This window comes from Planococcus salinus (genome assembly GCF_003719725.1).
Classification (GTDB): Bacteria; Bacillota; Bacilli; order Bacillales_A; family Planococcaceae; genus Planococcus; species Planococcus salinus.
Map to the genome: position 1 here is coordinate 78,267 of NZ_RIAX01000008.1, position 15,649 is coordinate 93,915.

Annotated in this window: 15 protein-coding genes; 7 read left to right on the top strand and 8 right to left on the bottom strand. The window is 45.9% G+C overall.

Features of this window, described 5'->3' with window-relative positions; all coding sequences use genetic code 11:
- Positions 1–247 precede the first annotated feature (247 nt).
- A complete protein-coding gene (locus tag EEX84_RS11560; RefSeq protein ID WP_158599112.1) occupies positions 248–682 on the top strand; it encodes an Hsp20/alpha crystallin family protein in 435 nt (144 codons plus the stop codon).
- Positions 683–1,056: 374 nt separating this feature from the next.
- Positions 1,057–1,428 carry a hypothetical protein gene (locus EEX84_RS11565; RefSeq protein WP_123165800.1) on the top strand — a complete coding sequence of 124 codons (372 nt, stop codon included), beginning with the start codon at positions 1,057–1,059 and terminating at the stop codon, positions 1,426–1,428.
- A 78-nt stretch (positions 1,429–1,506) separates the two neighbouring features.
- Here EEX84_RS11565 and EEX84_RS11570 read toward each other — a convergent pair whose 3' ends face one another.
- A complete protein-coding gene (locus tag EEX84_RS11570) occupies positions 1,507–2,331 on the bottom strand; it encodes a CPBP family intramembrane glutamic endopeptidase (protein ID WP_123165801.1) in 825 nt (274 codons plus the stop codon).
- 174 nt (positions 2,332–2,505) lie between these two features.
- On the opposite strand from EEX84_RS11570, the gene EEX84_RS11575 reads away from it, so the two are divergent.
- On the top strand, positions 2,506–3,867 hold the full coding sequence (locus EEX84_RS11575; RefSeq protein ID WP_123165802.1) for an amidase: 1,362 nt from the start codon (positions 2,506–2,508) through the stop codon (positions 3,865–3,867).
- 49 nt (positions 3,868–3,916) lie between these two features.
- Here the strand turns inward: EEX84_RS11575 and EEX84_RS11580 are convergent, their stop codons facing one another.
- The 4 genes from EEX84_RS11580 to cysK form a co-directional block, all read right to left on the bottom strand.
- Positions 3,917–4,921 (bottom strand): ABC transporter substrate-binding protein, encoded by a 1,005-nt coding sequence (locus EEX84_RS11580; RefSeq protein ID WP_123165803.1) that lies wholly within the window; start codon positions 4,919–4,921, stop codon positions 3,917–3,919.
- 40 nt (positions 4,922–4,961) lie between these two features.
- Entirely contained in the window at positions 4,962–5,717 is a 756-nt protein-coding gene (locus EEX84_RS11585; protein ID WP_123165804.1) for an ABC transporter permease, read from the bottom strand.
- Positions 5,701–6,489, bottom strand: coding sequence for an ABC transporter ATP-binding protein (locus tag EEX84_RS11590; protein WP_123165805.1), 789 nt, complete (start codon positions 6,487–6,489; stop codon positions 5,701–5,703). Before EEX84_RS11590 ends, EEX84_RS11585 begins: the two co-directional genes overlap by 17 nt.
- Before the next feature lie 149 nt (positions 6,490–6,638).
- Positions 6,639–7,556, bottom strand: a complete 918-nt coding sequence (gene cysK, locus EEX84_RS11595) for a cysteine synthase A (protein ID WP_123165806.1) — start codon at positions 7,554–7,556, stop codon at positions 6,639–6,641.
- A gap of 210 nt (positions 7,557–7,766) precedes the next feature.
- Here cysK and EEX84_RS11600 point away from each other — a divergent pair, with 210 nt between their 5' ends.
- The gene (locus tag EEX84_RS11600) at positions 7,767–8,849 is read left to right on the top strand and encodes an AI-2E family transporter (protein WP_123165807.1); all 1,083 of its coding nucleotides are present in this window, start codon (positions 7,767–7,769) and stop codon (positions 8,847–8,849) included.
- 115 nt (positions 8,850–8,964) lie between these two features.
- Positions 8,965–9,858 carry a sulfurtransferase gene (locus EEX84_RS11605; RefSeq protein WP_123165808.1) on the top strand — a complete coding sequence of 298 codons (894 nt, stop codon included), beginning with the start codon at positions 8,965–8,967 and terminating at the stop codon, positions 9,856–9,858.
- A gap of 74 nt (positions 9,859–9,932) precedes the next feature.
- On the opposite strand, the gene EEX84_RS11610 is transcribed toward EEX84_RS11605, so the two are convergent.
- The gene (locus tag EEX84_RS11610; RefSeq protein ID WP_123165809.1) at positions 9,933–10,496 is read right to left on the bottom strand and encodes a hypothetical protein; all 564 of its coding nucleotides are present in this window, start codon (positions 10,494–10,496) and stop codon (positions 9,933–9,935) included.
- A 221-nt stretch (positions 10,497–10,717) separates the two neighbouring features.
- On the opposite strand from EEX84_RS11610, the gene EEX84_RS11615 reads away from it, so the two are divergent.
- Positions 10,718–11,083: a hypothetical protein gene (locus EEX84_RS11615; RefSeq protein ID WP_123165810.1), complete on the top strand. Its 366-nt coding sequence runs from the start codon at positions 10,718–10,720 to the stop codon at positions 11,081–11,083.
- 55 nt (positions 11,084–11,138) lie between these two features.
- Here EEX84_RS11615 and ald read toward each other — a convergent pair whose 3' ends face one another.
- Entirely contained in the window at positions 11,139–12,269 is a 1,131-nt protein-coding gene (gene ald / locus EEX84_RS11620; protein WP_123165811.1) for an alanine dehydrogenase, read from the bottom strand.
- A 127-nt stretch (positions 12,270–12,396) separates the two neighbouring features.
- Positions 12,397–13,632, bottom strand: a complete 1,236-nt coding sequence (locus EEX84_RS11625; RefSeq protein ID WP_123165812.1) for a PucR family transcriptional regulator — start codon at positions 13,630–13,632, stop codon at positions 12,397–12,399.
- Positions 13,633–13,951: 319 nt separating this feature from the next.
- On the opposite strand from EEX84_RS11625, the gene EEX84_RS11630 reads away from it, so the two are divergent.
- On the top strand, positions 13,952–15,574 hold the full coding sequence (locus EEX84_RS11630) for a glutathione ABC transporter substrate-binding protein (RefSeq protein ID WP_123165813.1): 1,623 nt from the start codon (positions 13,952–13,954) through the stop codon (positions 15,572–15,574).
- The last annotated feature ends 75 nt before the right edge of the window (positions 15,575–15,649 follow it).

A 15,649-nucleotide genomic window follows, 5' to 3' on the forward strand; every position in this document is an offset into this window, starting at 1 on the left:
AACATAAAATTAATAAAATAATATCGAAAAAAGATTGCTTTAACTGGGACGATCTTTCAATCGATTCCACAGAAATGCAGGAAAGGAGAAGAAAGCTGATGAGAGGCAATAAACGCAAAAGATGGAGAGGCTTTTTGTCGCGGGATCAGCCTTTTGCGGAATAAAGGAAACTTTTTTGCGTGCAGGAAAACTGCGGCATCGGCTTCCGGATACACGAACAAAGAATATGCTTAAGGAGAGACAGGCCATGAAAAGACTATTGCCAAGAAGACGCGATGAGTTTTTTCCTAGTCTATTTGAAAGCAATATGGAGACTGACTTTTTCAATAAATTCTTCAAAGCTGCCCGTTTCCCACAAGTTGATATTAAGGAAAAAGAGAAGCATTACGAATTTGACGTGGAACTTCCGGGATTCTCCAAAGATGATATCCAAGTTGAATACAAAGATGGTTATTTGGAAATCCAGGGACAAAAAGAACACAGTTATGAAACGGAAGGGAAAGAAGGTCATTACATCCGAAAAGAGCGATCATACGGTTCCTTCAAGCGGGTCTTCTATGTTGGTGAGATTAACCAGGAAGACATCAGCGGATCATTCACTAATGGCGTATTGACACTGCAAGTGCCAAAATCAGAAGAAGATCAAAAAGAAGAACGGGGACATCAAATCCGCATAGAATAACCCTCTTTCCCGAAAGCCCGGCCATTGTGCCGGGTTATTTTTATTTTGAAACTTTTTTTGTATAAATAGCGTATATAAAAACAAAAAGGGGGTAAGAAGATGAAGAAAGAAGAAAAGAAAGACCGTATGTGGATACTGGATCTCCTATTGGGTTTGGGTGAACTTCTTTGGTATATTCCACGGTTCTTCATCAAAACTTTCAGAGAATTACCTTAAGCAAAGCCGGACATTCATGGAAAAGAGAATGGTGCTCTAGAAAGAATTTATTTATTTTTATGTAATTTTATGAATTAATAGAAGGGATTTTTCAATGCGGTGGAGAATAAATAATGTCATTAAACAGTATGCTAAAACAAAATAGAGGGGGAAAGAAAATGTTGATTCATTCAAATGACGGTCATGTTGAACAATTATTCACGGAAAAAGCGGATTCACTTTTTGATGAAATGATGAATTTTTACCGGCAGTATGGCCCCGACAAGGAGAACTTTGAAGACGACGATGAAGCCAGCCTGATGATGAATGCAATCGATGTTTTACAGCCTTCCTCTACTGTTGAAAGCCGTCTTGGAGCGCTTAGGCTGCTGGAATATTTTCTCTCTGAGTATTGCTGGCCGGAAAAAACGGATGCTGAGGAGTGGAAACAGCATTTGGTGAGCCGAGCTCTGGAACTACTGCCGAAAGAAAAACGCAAACGACAAAAAATTCTTCAATGGCTCAAGGATATCCATCCATTGAAGCTCTGAAAAAGATTTTCGGGTTCTCTTTGGAAAGAGCCGTCACACTGAAATGAAGAATTTCAGTGTGGCGGCTTTTATGATTTTTTAAACAGAGGCAACTGCTTCTTCTTCCACCTCTGTCCGCTTTGCTTTCAACAATCGTTTAATGGCCCAGGCAGTCAACAACAGGCTTGCCAGCAGCACCAGTGCATTCGGCAGCGCTTTTGAGTATATGTCGGATGTTTCCATAAGCATCAGCCAAGCCGGCCAATCGGGGGGAGCAAAGAGCATGCCGGCAGAAAAAATCCAGGTATAGGCAAAGTTCAACGCAATCGGTATAAGCAAATTATTTGTTTTCAGATACAGCAGGGAAGCTGCGACGCTGAAGACGAAAGCACCGAAAAAGTCGGCGAACAGGAGACTGTACAAAAGACTTGCAATCAGTATGCCCGTCCATTTGGACGTCTTCGCGATTAATCGCTTTAATATGGCGCCACGGAATATGAATTCATCGACAATCGGAAAGATGAAAATTACCAGCAGCAGATTGAGCGTAAAGAAAAGAGAACCGTCGACAGCGGCATTGTCCTGAAAGTATGATTCGACGAGGGAGGGGGCAATCGGAAACAGCAGGAACAATTTCAGCCACATGGTGCCGAAAGACAAGACGACGAGCAGCAAGGCCAAGCCGAGGATTGGAAAGATCCAGCGTCTAAAGCCCTTTCTGGTAGCCACATCACTCACTGATAATTGCTGTTTGCGGAAATAATAGCCGAAAAAAACAAGAGGAACGACCAAAAAAGCGAGCAATTGAGTAATCAAAGCAATTCCTTCTTCACTGCCAGGAAACAGAAGAGGTCCGAGCCTGCCTGCAGCATAGAGCAAGAACAGCAGCGCCAACAAATAACGGATCTTCATCTTCTCAAACACTTTCGCCACTCCTTTTTTTCTATAGTATACGCCCTCAAAAACCAAAAGTGTTAGTTAAAAAAACTGATTATTCAATATTCATTTGCGTGCTGTAAGGTGTTTCTTATACACTTAGAAAGTCTTTCCAGTGCTTTATTTTAAAATTCGATTTTATTCAAAGAAAGGGACGATCCCATGGAAAAAGCGGTGACTTTAGCTTTGACTATTTCAGAGACGGGAAAAATGCTCAGACAAAAGAAGATTTCCCCAACCGAACTGACTGCATTATTTCTGAAACAAATCGAGACAGCAGAGCCTTTGGTCAAAGCATGGACAGTTGTTCAGGCAGATGCAGTTTTGAAGCGGGCAAAGATGCTGGAAGAAACCAATTACAAGGAAAGTGCATACCCGCCATTGTTCGCCATTCCTTATGGAGCGAAGGATATAATCCATACAAAAAAACTGGCAACAGAAGCCGGGTCCAAAACACTGAAAGGATTTGTACCTGAACACGATGCCACAGTGGTTCGGTTGCTCGAACAGGCAGGAGCAATTTTACTGGGAAAAACGACAACAACGGAATTCGCCAGTCTGGAAAGCCCGCCGGAAACAAGAAACCCCTGGCATCTCGCCCATACGCCAGGAGGTTCCAGCACGGGATCAGCAGCTGCAGTGGCTGGCGGAATGGCTCTGTTTGCGCTTGGCACACAGACATCGGGGTCATTATCCCGCCCTGCTGCGTACAACGGTCTGACGGTATTGAAAGCAAGCTACGGCAGAATCAGCAAAGCCGGAATAATTCCGGCCAGCTGGAGTCTTGATCATGTGGGTGCTATAACAAAAACGGTCGAAGACACCGTAATCGTCTATAACCAATTGGCGGGATATGACAGGGAAGATGAAACCACATGGTCTTTACCGAAGCAGCCATTGGCTCTACGGGAAGAGAAGGGCTACAAACTCGGAGTGATTGGTGACGCGTATTTCGAAGCAGACCCTGAAACGATGACAGTTTTTCAAGAAGCGATAAAAGCACTGGAGTCGCTGGGCTTTTCTGTAAAGACCGTCTTTATGCCACCCGGTTTCGAGAAATCCATTGAGGCGCAATTGACGGTGCTGAAAGCGGAGACGGCGAGTTACCAGTATGATAATTTTCAAAAGAATGGTCATTTGCTGGGTGAATTTCTCCAGCAACGCATCAAAGAAGGGTTGCAGATCCAAGCTCATGACTATTTACAGGCCCAGCAGACACGGAAGGTATTTCGGCAGGAACTGCACGGTTTGTTTGATGATGTGGATGTTCTGCTGTCACCGGCAACACCATCTGCAGCGCCGGAAGGCATTGGGAAAACCGGTTCACCGGCTTTCATAACACCATTTACCAATGCGGGTGTTCCGACACTGACACTTCCAATGGGATATACAAAGAAGAAAAACCTGCCTTTAGGCATGCAGCTCATCAGCCGGCATTATGAAGAACAGAAACTGATCGATGTGGGGTACGCATACCAAAGAGCCACTGATTGGCACATGAAAAACCCAGAGTTTGTTCAATAAGAAGACAAAGAAAAACGGCAGAAGCTCGCTTCTGCCGTTTGGTGTTTTATCAGTCGATAAATTGCGTATCTGTCAGTTCTGAGAAATCAGGTTGTTCTTTCAGGAATTTCAAATCGAAAGAAGAATCGCCGAATGCCTGGATTTCTTCTGGAATGAGTGCTGTGTTGAACCCAGTGTTTTCCCATGCACCGTCAAGTACCGATTGCTCCAATCGTTGGCCTGTCACTTCTTCGATATCATTGAGCGTGATTTCTTTTGCTTCTTCAGGATTTTCTGCGATAAACGTCGTCGCTTCTTTGTGTGCATCCACAATCCCTTGGACAAGCTCCGGATCTTGCTCAATCAATTCTCCGGATGTGACCAATACGGAAGCCGGCAATGTTTCACCGAAAGCAATTTCATCCGGCTGGATGATCACTTTGGCGCCTGTATTTTGTTCCAACACAGAGCCCCATGGTTCAGGAGCAACCGCAACATCTATCTTGCCGGTTTCAAACATTGCTTCATATTGAGCCGGTTTGCCGGTTTGGTGAACCATTTCTCCACCGGTACGTTCAGACGTGATGCCGATTTCTTTCATGAACGTTTCAAATTGGACATCGTGTGTGCAGCCTACACGCGGTGTGATGAACGTTTTACCGGCAAGGTCTTCGTATGATTCGATGCCGCTGCCTTCTCTTGCCAGTACGACAGTTCCGCCAGTCGATCCACCGGCGATCATTTTCACATCAGCGCCGTTTGTGTAGTTGTTCATTGCCGGACCAGGGCCGACTAAGCCTGCATCAATGTCACCCGTTTTTAAAGCGGTCATGAATGTAGCGCCATCCGGGAATGTCACGTATTCAAGTGATGAGCCGTCAGGCAGATTTTTTTGATAAAACTCTTTTTCTTTTGCCACCATTGCGGGCACGTGGTTAAGGTTCGGGAAATAACCGATTGTGACGGTTTTGCCTTCAGAAGTCCCGTTTTCATCACCGGAAGCGTCTGTTGAGCCGCATGCAGCCAGTATGCCGGCCAATGCGACAAGAGCAATCAGTAAAAAGATGCGTTTCATAGTAAAATTCCTCCTCTAATATTGTAGTTTAAAAAAGCACTTACGTTTCCAGTCCCCAGCGTCTGAGGACGTTTCTTTCAATGCGCTGGAAAATCAGTTGGTCGACGACAGCACCAACAACTCCGATGATAATCATAACTCCGATGACGAGCGACATATTGCCGAAATCGGATGCGTAGCGGAGTGTGTAGCCGAGACCAGGTCCCGAGCTGAGCAATTCCCCAGCCATCAATGCCCGCCATGCAAATGCCCAGGCGAGGCGTGCTCCTGTCACTAGATAAGGGACTGACGCAGGAATGACGACTTTCAAAAACAAATCGATTCCATTCGATCCCATTGTCCGTGCCGCTTTGATATACAAAGGATTGACGTTTTTAATACCGGTCCGAACATTCAGTGTCATGACGAAGGTTCCGCCCAGGATGACGACAAAGATAATGGCGCCTTCACCAAGGCCGAACCACATCATGGCCAGTGGCAGCCAGACGATGCTGGGAACACTCTGCAGTGCCAGCACCATCGATCCAATCGTATCGTCGGCTGTTTTCGAACGGGCGAGCAGAATGCCAAGACTGGTGCCGATCAATAAAGCGACCAATAGGCCAATGGCAAGCCGCCGGAAACTGGCCGCTAAATCATAGATCAATGTCATGTCGGAAAAACCGGCCGCCAGTGATTCATACACGCTTGTCGGAGAAGGCAAAATGGTTTCATGCCATAATTCAAACCGGGAACCCAGTTCCCAGAAAGCAATAAGAACAACGAAAAAGATCAGTCGCTTAACTGCGGGCTTCATAAGCAAGTTCCTCATTTACGACTTTATCAATCTCCGTTTTCAATAATCCCATGATTTCCTCTTCCAGTTCAGCCACGTCTTTCTTATGGTCTTCACGCGGCCGGGGAATGTTGACTTTGATATCCGTTAAAATGGTTCCTGGACGTGTACCCATGACGATGATCCGGTCTGACAGCTTGATCGATTCGGAAATGCTGTGTGTGACGAAAACAATCGTTTTTTTCGTGTCGATCCAAATCTTTTCCAATTGTCCGTGCAAGCGGGTTCTCGTTTGTTCATCCAACGCACCAAATGGTTCGTCCATCAGTAATACGGATGGATTCATCGCCAATGACCGGGCAATGGATACCCGCTGCTGCATACCGCCGGATAATTCATGCGGATAATGGTTGGCGTAGTTGCTCAGTTGCACCATTTGCAAAAAGTGGCGTGCTCGATCAAGGCCTTCCTTTTTCGACATTTCTTTCCGCAATGGGAACATGACATTCTCGGTCACGTTCATCCAGGGAAACAGGGCAGCTTCCTGGAATACCATGCCTCTGTCTTTTCCGGGCTTTACCACTTTCTTTTCATCGACAACAATTTCACCGGAAGTGGCACCGACAAGACCTGCAATCATCGACAGCAGCGTCGACTTTCCGCAACCGGAAGGTCCGAGAATTGAAACGAATTCTCCTTTCTTAATCGATAAATCAATATCGTGGAGAACTGTATTCGATTTTTTGTCTTTATCCAAATAGACTTTATTCAATTGTTTTACCTCAATAAACATACCTTCACCTCTAAAAACATACCTTTCCTATCGGAATACATTCATAAAGTATAGTACACCAGAAAAAATTGTCAAGCAGAGATGCTTTGTCTTCTGAACAAAGAAAAAAGAGAGGATTTCTCCTCTCTTCTTTGCAACCCCGTCAATCTTCAATTAAATAAATTCATGCTCAGGTACCGTTCGCCGGTGTCCGGAGCAATACACAATACTTTTTTGCCGGTACCCAGCCGTTTGGCGATTTCGATTGCCGCATAAACGGTGGCGCCGGCAGAAGGTCCGATGAAAATGCCTTCCTCACGCGCCGTTCTGCGGAACATATCGATGGCGTCTTCATCTTCTATCGCCATGATTTCATCATAAACCTCCGTATTCAGAATATCAGGGATAAAGCCGGGACTGGTGCCGACCAGTTTGTGCTTGCCGGGTTTTCCGCCTGATAAAACAGGTGAACCTTTTGGCTCGACCACTGCGATATGGAGGTCGGGCAGATTTTCTTTCAAAGTTTCACCCGTTCCTGTAATGGTCCCGCCGGTTCCCGCTGAAGCAACGAAAGCATCCAGCTTGCCATTCATCTGCTCAAGTATTTCCAATGCGGTGGTGGACCGGTGGATATCCGGATTTGCTTTATTCTCAAATTGCTGTGGAATGAAACTGTTCGGAATCTTCTCTTTCAGCTCCAACGCTTTTTTGATGGCACCCGGCATTTTTTCATCATTCGGCGTCAATACTACTTCCGCTCCAAATGCTTTCAACAAGTTGATCCGTTCCAGTGTTGCATTGTCAGGGAGGACAAGAATGGCGCGATAGCCTTTGGCAGCTGCCACCATGGCAAGTCCGATGCCCGTATTTCCGCTTGTCGGTTCGATGATGGTGGCGTTTTCCTGGATGATGCCTTGCTCTTCCGCCATTTTTATCATATTAAAGGCGGCGCGGTCTTTCACGCTTTTGGTGGGGTTGAACATTTCGAGTTTCACGTAAACGTCAGCAGCTCCTTCAGGCACGAGTCGATTGAGCTTGACTACCGGTGTCCCACCGATCAGGTCTGTGACATTATTGACTGGTTTCATTAGTAAACAACCTTTCTTATTGGCTAAATAGGATTTGTTTCTTCTATTGTAGTATAAAGGAGGACAGTCGCCAAATACAGAAAGCCGGCTGGAGGAGGATGTCGAAATAATAAAGGAGATTACAACTTTTTATGGAATGCTTTAAAACAGGAAGTCATTAGCTTAATTCCGGGCGGGAAACGGCGGAAAAGCAGAACGGAGAGGTGCAGTATGCCGAAAACCAAATGGTTCCTTTTTTTGTACAGCACAGTGCTGATCCTGATCATTGTCCATCTATTGATGCGTGTTCCGTTTATCTTATATCCCATACAAATTGTCATTTCCACAATTGCGCCGACGGTCATAATAGGGGGCGTGCTTTATTATATTTTTCGGCCGCTTGTTTATCTGTTGGAGAAAAAGATGCACCGGGTCGTGGCAATTCTCATTGTCTTTCTGGCTTTTACCGGTGTTGTGACCTGGTTGGTCGTGTGGTTCGGCCCCAGACTTGCCGATCAAGTAATGACGCTGGCATACAATTTTCCTTTTGCGGTTCAGCGTGTCCAACTCTGGGCCGACCAAGCGCTTTCCAGTGACTGGTGGCTGTATATACAACAACAGGCGTTTTTGCCAGAACTGGACCCCGAGTCGATTGCCAACAATTTTTCTCTTGCTTTTACCGATATCGGCAGAGGAATCCTCAATCTCTTGAGAAGTTTTTTCGGTATCGTTACATCGCTTGTCATTGTTCCATTCATTCTTTTCTTCTTATTGAAAGACGGGGAAAGGATGCCGGATAACATCCTGAAAATCGTGCCGCAGGACTCCAGGGAAGATGGACGGAAAATCCTGCATGACATGGATGAGAACCTCAGCGCTTTTATCCAGGGGCAGGCAATTGTAAGCTTGTTCGTTGGTGTTTTGAGTTTAATTGCCTACAATCTGCTGGGGCTTGAATATGCCATTATTTTGGCGCTCGTTTCCATGTTCACCAACTTGATCCCTTTCCTGGGACCGTTCATTGGAGCCATCCCTGTACTGATTGTGGCTTTTTTTCAAGATCCGTGGCTGGCATTGTGGACGGGGATTGCCATCTTGATCATCCAGCAGATTGAAAGCAACCTCATTTCTCCCAATGTTATGGGAAAAAAACTGGCCACTCATCCTGTCACGATTATTTTTCTGTTGTACATCGGAGCGAATTTTGCGGGAATTATCGGAATGATCCTCGTTATTCCTTTTTATGCGGTAGGGAAAGCGATTGTGCAGAATTTTTACCGGTTGATCAAACTGCGATTCCCGAAAATGCGGTGAAAGACCTTCTTTTCTTGGTGGTTTGCCAGTAGTGTTATGTTTAAAGGCTATGTTTGAAAGGGTACCCGGATTAAATAACGGGAAGCCAAGGAGTCCCGAAAAGGAGGAAACGATAGTGAAAGAAGTACCATATATTGTAGATACAAACTGGCTGGCTGAAAGACTGGACGATCCATACTTGCGTATTCTTGATGCTACCACATTTATGGCCATACCTGAAAATGGCGGAAGTCCGACGATTCAATCAGGAAGAGATTCCTACGAAGAAGGACATATCAAAGGAGCTGTTTTTGCGGATCTGATAAACGACTTCTCTGATCCTGAATCGTCATTGCCGTTTACCGTGCCGTCCCGCCAACAGTTCATCAGCAAAATGACGGAACTGGGAGTCGGCGATGACACCTATACCGTAATTTACGACCAGGGAGCCATGGTAGGGGACCCGGTCATTGCGGCTTACTGGGCTTCGCGGCTGGCTTGGCAGATGCGCTACGAAGGGTTTGAACATATTGCGGTCCTTGAAGGTGGATTGCCGAAGTGGAAAGAGGAAGGAAGGCCTGTGACGACTGAGGTTGCCGATTATCCTGCAGCCTCATTTACCGGTGAGCGCCGTCCAGAGCTGCTGGCGACAAAAGAAGACGTCAAAAGAGCCATGGACGACGACAACATTGTGCTTATTAACAGCTTGTCTCCAGAAGATTTCAGAGGAGAAACTGAGACTTATTCAAGAAAAGGGCATATTCCAAGCAGCGTCAATGTATTTTTTGGAGTCCATGCAGATCAGGCAACAAGAAAAGTGCATGAAGATCAGGTTCTGCGCAAAACATTCGAACAGGCGGGTGCCCTGGATTCCGGTAAAAAAGTGATTACGTATTGCGGAGGCGGCATTGCAGCGACATGGAACGCCTTGATGCTCAATAAACTGGGACAGGAAAACGTAGCGGTTTATGATGGGTCCATGAATGAATGGACGAGCGATCCGTCCTGTCCACTTGTGACCGGAAAATAGTAGATAGAAATCGCTTTGCCTTTGAGGCAAAGCGATTTTTTTGGTTGGACGGTTAAAAAAGAAGCTCGCTTTGTTTAACGGGCGCGCAATGCTTTGACAGCGAAGAACAACAGGACGGCATAGGCGATCATCATTCCATATCCGATCATGACAATGGAAACGGATACATAAGCCGGTGTGTTGCCGGAATCAGTAGACATGGCTGCCAGGAAAAGCGGGGCAATCGGCAGCATGACGACGGCTGGTCCGGAACTGATTAAAAGTAAGGCACCGCAGCCGATCACCAGCCATGGCCAAATCAATGTCTTTGTTTCCGTTGGTGCGGCTTCCTTGGTTGAAAGAAAGGAGGCTTCCTTTTCGGAGGCGGCAGGGACTGGCGTTTTGGCTGGGGCAGGAGATTTGGCTTTTCTGTACTTCAATGATCTGTAGGACCGCTTCATTGCCCATGCTGTAACAGCGGCAAAGCCGAGGGCCACCAGTGCGAACATTGCTGAAACCGCACTGAAATCTTCCGGTTTCCAAAAAGGAAGGAGAACGGTGATGAGAATGCTTGGAGTGATGTAAAGCAACAGCAAAGTTCCCACAATCAGAATCATCCAGGATAAAACTTGTTTTTGTGTGGCCGGTGGCTGTGTCATTCTGTCTTCCCCTTTAAAATCGCTTTTTTCATTTCATTATAATTCAGGGGATTTCAATTGAAAATACAGGCCAAAAAATATTTATTTTGACGGGTTCATTTGATTTGAAAAATTGATGTGCGTCAATGAAGAGAGCGCTCAGAAATCTATAATGAAAGTAACGAAGAATCACACAGCGTCAGAAATGGATGCTGAAAAAATAAAAAAAGGAGTGTCGATCAATGATCAACTTGTCAGTAGTCTCCATATTTTCATTCGATTTCTCGTTTACTTCTCTTATGGCAGGTCACGGCTGGATCTACATTATGGCAATTCTCGTATTGGGGCTTTCTCTGGTGATGCGCACCGGAAAAATCTTTCTTGCTCAATTGATGCTGCTGTTCGCTTTTTATTCGATAACTGAAATCTTTTCGAACTTTTTGTTTCTGGCGCTTGTCTTTTTGCAGGTTGCTTTGGCAGTCTGGATGCTGATTCGTATCGAAATGGAAGTGGAACAGTCATATAACCGCCATCTTGAAAAAACTCATCAACTGCCCCGTAATGTTACAAAAGGCGGAAACGCGGGAATCCGGCATTACAGATTTTGATTTTTCCATAAGAAACACCTCCTCATGAGACGATTCAAGAGGAGGTGTTGTCGGTTTATTTGGCAGCCGCCGCTTTTTCCAGTGCAGTTTCGACCGGGACATAATCATAGCCCAAATCTTTGGCAACTGCTTCATAGGTGATGCTGCCATTTGCGGTGTTGACGCCGAGCTTCAAAGCCGGGTTGTCAGCTACCGCTTTTTTGACGCCTTTATTGGCAATTTGCAAAGCATAGGATACAGTGACGTTTGTCAGGGCAATGGTCGATGTTCTCGGCACCGCTCCCGGCATGTTGGCCACTGCGTAATGGACCACGTCATGCTTTACATAAGTTGGATTGTCATGGGTGGTGATTTTGTCGGTTGTTGCAAAAATACCGCCCTGGTCAATCGCGATATCAACGACTACAGACCCTGGCTTCATCGATTGAATCATTTCTTCACTGACAAGCTTCGGCGCCTTTGCACCTGGGATCAACACAGCTCCGATTACCAGATCCGAGTCTTTGACAGCTTCCGCAATATTAAACGGGTTGGACATCAACGTCACCACGTCGTTCCCGAACAGGTCGTCGAGTTGACGCAAGCGCTCCGGACTTAAATCGACGATGGTCACTTCCGCTCCGAGTCCCACTGCCATTTTGGCGGCGTTTGTTCCAGCTACGCCACCACCGATGACTGTTACCTTACCCGGCTTGACGCCCGGCACACCGGCAAGGAGAATGCCTTTGCCTCCATGGACTTTTTCAAGGAACTGGGCACCGATTTGGGCGGACATGCGTCCAGCCACTTCGCTCATCGGTGTCAGCAAGGGGAGTGTACGGTTCGTTTCCACAGTCTCATATGCAATCGAGGTAACATTTTTTTCGGTTAATGCTTTCGCCAGTTCCGGTTCTGCTGCCAAATGCAAGTAGGTGAACAAAGTCAGGTCTTCGCGAAAATACTGGTACTCAGAAGCAATCGGCTCTTTGACCTTCATCACCATTTCAGCCGACCAGGCCTGTTTGGCCGTTTCCACGATTTCAGCTCCGACCTCTGAATAATCCTCATTTGTAAAGCTGCTTCCGACGCCGGCCTCTGTTTCAATCATCACTTTATGGCCTGCTTTGACAAGAGCGTCGACTCCTGCCGGCGTAATGGCCACACGATTTTCGTTGTTTTTGATTTCCTTGGGAATCCCGATTAACATATACGCATCCTCCTTGAGTTCCAATTTAATAGGTTGCCCTAAGTATAGAACCGGAGAAAAGCTTTTTCATTGTTTCAAATAGAAAATCAGTATGGTTTCGTTTGTGAAATTTCACAAACGGAATCAGCTATTGGAGGCGCCGAATTTTCAAATCCACTAACACCGCCATTTTTTCGTAAGCGTTTTTCAAATCCAAATCTCCAATTTCACGGATTCTTTTCAGACGGTAATTCAATGTATTGACATGGACAAACAATAGCCGGGCCGCTTCGTGGGCATTGCTGTCATGCTGAACAAAAACTTCGAGGGTTTCCAGGAAATTGGTATTGTGCAGCCGGTCATAGTTCTCCAATTTTGTAATGGCTGGATGCTCATATGGTGATGTCTTCTTTTCCTTCAAAATGGCATCTAAGTATTGGAAAATGCCCAATTGATGATAATGGAAAACCTTCTGTAAATCTTCGGGAAACTGTTCTTTTAATTTCAGCACTTTCAGGGCTTGCTGGTAACTTGTTTCTGCCCGGTCAAAGCTGTGGTAAATAGTGCCTGAACTTCCCTTGATGCCTCTGATGGAAAATCGGTTATCCATCTCCATAATAAAGTAGGAAATGAATTCTTTGAAAACTTTTTCATCAGGCTGAGAAGGGTGGGGAGAAGCGATCAAAATCAGTTCATTTTCCATCACGATGAGAAAATGATTGGTGATTTTTTGGCTGGTTGCAATCAAGTAAGTGATTTGTTCTTCAACTTTCCCTGTAATCTCCTGCTCGAATCGAAATACCAGAACAGCAAATTGAGCGGGCATTGTAATTTGCAGTTCATAGAATTGCTGCTGAATTTCTTCGTTTGACTGGTAATGTCCCATCAGCAACTGCCAGAAGAAATCCTGGTAGTTTTCTTTTTTCCTTTTCCGCTGCAGATGGAGTTTGAGCAATAATGGAGTCGCAGCACCAGCCGCGTCTTTGAGGAGGCTCAATTGCTCGGCTGACAACTTTTTTTGTTCATCGACGGCCCAGATATAGCCCAACACTTCCTGGTTTTTGCGAATGGAAATGGCCACACGGTCACGCAGGCCAATTTCTTCAATGGTGGGGATGCGAAGAGCGGTTTCTGTTTGCATCAGCCTGGGGATCACTTTTTCTTTCCATAACCGGTTGATCACTTTTTCGGGGACCCGCTGGGAAATAATCGTGCCGACTCTTGCTGAATCTGTTCCGTCTTCGTGGGAACTATATGCAAGAAGGCGATGATTGGCATCTTCAATGGTAACTGGACAACCAAGAACAGCCGTAATGTTATCTATCAATTCGTTCAAGCTGCCAAAAGGTTTCTTGAACGGGTTTGTTTCATGCAACTCTTTCATAGTGCCCTCCTTGTGGTATACGATGAATGTTCGTCCCGCTCTGAACGGTCAGTGGATCCTGGCACTCAGCGGAGGCCTGCCTCTGCCAAATGATATTCTATCATTATATCGAATCTTTAAAGCCTCCACTAGTGAAGCATGGCTCCTTATATTATAGAGAAAAAATGTACTGCCGCATCGTTTTGTTCACTGTCCCTAATAAATATTTTTACATCTATGAAAAAATATATTGTTGATTGGAATTTATTGTGCTACTATACTTATCAGAATATTATGTGGTTTGTAATATTTGATAAATATGGTTATAGGGGGAAAGAGCATGGCGTTATCGAAAAAATCACTTTGGTCATTTTTACTGTTGTTGGTGCTGGCATTGTTTTTGGCAGCATGCGCAGGCGGTGGAGATGATGGTTCTACCAGTGGCGGTACAGAAGAGCCTGAAGAAGGCACAGCAACAGAAGGCGGAGAACCGGGCGGAGACTTGGTGCTTGCCGTACTTTCGGATGCCTCCTCTTTGGATCCCCATGGAGCGAATGATGTTCCATCATCCGTAATCCAGGAAAATATTTTTGAAACATTGGTCAACAGAGATGAAAATAATGAAATTATCCCTGGCCTTGCAGAATCGTGGGAACCGGTGGATGAAGTAACCTGGAAGTTTAAATTAAGAGAAGATGTCACTTTCCATGATGGCGAAGCTTTCAATGCGGAAGCCGTAAAAGCCAACTTGGATCGCATCCGAGACGAGGACCTGGCTTCTCCTCGCTATAATTTATTTGCCATGATTTCAGAAGTGGAAGTACTCAGCGAATACGAAGTGCAGCTTACGACGGAGTATGCATTTTCACCACTTCTTGCTCACTTGTCACATGCAGGAGGCGGCATGATTTCACCAGCTTCGATTGAAGCGGATTACGAAGCGGTGGCAGGCGGCGCAGATCCATTCTCAGTCGTTTCTGAAAACCCGATTGGCACTGGCTTCTTTAAATTCGACTCATGGGAGCCGGGTTCTGAAATCCGTCTTGTGAAAAACGAAGAATATTGGGGCGAACCAGCAAAAGTGGACTCGGCAACATTCCGTGTCGTCCCGGATTCTCAAGTTCGTGCAGCGGACCTTGAAACAGGAAACGTGCACATCATCGATCCGGTTCAGCCGAACGAAGTGTCACGCATTAACAACTCCGGTGTTGCTTCCATTAATCAGCAGCAATCGGTCAGCTTGGCTTATCTTGGATTCAATACGCAGAAAGCGCCTTTCGATGATCCATTAGTACGCAAAGCAATTTCTCACGCAGTAGACCGTGAAGCGATCATCACCGGTATTTATGATGGCATCGGCACGGTCGCAAAAGGGCCTGTGGCGCCGGGAATCTTCGGTCATACAGATGACGTCGAGTCCATTGAATACGATATGGACCAGGCGCGTGCATTGTTGGAAGAGGCTGGCTATGCAGACGGCTTTACGACAAGCATCTGGACCAACGACAACCCGCAGCGCCAGTCAATTGCCGTATTGGTGCAGGAAGCTCTTGCTGAATTGAACATCGACGTGTCCATCGAAGTCATGGAGTTTGGTTCGTATATCGAACGCACATCCGCTGGCGATCATGACATGTTCATCCTTGGATGGTCAAACTCTACAGGCGATGCAGATTACACGTTGTATCCGTTGTTCCACACCGATTCACTGGGGAACCCGGGGAACCGCAGTTTCTACAGCAATCCTGAGTTCGATGAATTGCTGAACCAGGGACGCCGTTCAACAGATACAGAAGAACGTATGGAAATTTACGCTGAAGCACAAGCGATCCTGGCAGAAGATGCGCCAATGGCTTACTTGCTGCACCAGGATTACCTGGTTGGCGTTGCAGACACTGTAAGTGGATTTGATATCGATGCAACGGGTATTTACCAACTGAGAGATGTCACCATCGAACAGTAATCTGTCACACAAAACCCGGTGTTGCCGCTATGAGGCAACACCGGGTTTTTCTATTGAAAACAGCTTGTATAACAC

Coding starts and splice junctions, on each gene's coding strand:
- EEX84_RS11630 (WP_123165813.1), top strand. CDS start 13,952: ATGGCGTTATCGAAAAAATCACTTTGGTCATTTTTACTGTTGTTGGTG.
- EEX84_RS11590 (WP_123165805.1), bottom strand. CDS start 6,489: ATGTTTATTGAGGTAAAACAATTGAATAAAGTCTATTTGGATAAAGAC.
- ald (WP_123165811.1), bottom strand. CDS start 12,269: ATGTTAATCGGGATTCCCAAGGAAATCAAAAACAACGAAAATCGTGTG.
- EEX84_RS11565 (WP_123165800.1), top strand. CDS start 1,057: ATGTTGATTCATTCAAATGACGGTCATGTTGAACAATTATTCACGGAA.
- EEX84_RS11610 (WP_123165809.1), bottom strand. CDS start 10,496: ATGACACAGCCACCGGCCACACAAAAACAAGTTTTATCCTGGATGATT.
- EEX84_RS11585 (WP_123165804.1), bottom strand. CDS start 5,717: ATGAAGCCCGCAGTTAAGCGACTGATCTTTTTCGTTGTTCTTATTGCT.
- EEX84_RS11580 (WP_123165803.1), bottom strand. CDS start 4,921: ATGAAACGCATCTTTTTACTGATTGCTCTTGTCGCATTGGCCGGCATA.
- cysK (WP_123165806.1), bottom strand. CDS start 7,556: ATGAAACCAGTCAATAATGTCACAGACCTGATCGGTGGGACACCGGTA.
- EEX84_RS11625 (WP_123165812.1), bottom strand. CDS start 13,632: ATGAAAGAGTTGCATGAAACAAACCCGTTCAAGAAACCTTTTGGCAGC.
- EEX84_RS11560 (WP_158599112.1), top strand. CDS start 248: ATGAAAAGACTATTGCCAAGAAGACGCGATGAGTTTTTTCCTAGTCTA.
- EEX84_RS11615 (WP_123165810.1), top strand. CDS start 10,718: ATGATCAACTTGTCAGTAGTCTCCATATTTTCATTCGATTTCTCGTTT.
- EEX84_RS11575 (WP_123165802.1), top strand. CDS start 2,506: ATGGAAAAAGCGGTGACTTTAGCTTTGACTATTTCAGAGACGGGAAAA.
- EEX84_RS11600 (WP_123165807.1), top strand. CDS start 7,767: ATGCCGAAAACCAAATGGTTCCTTTTTTTGTACAGCACAGTGCTGATC.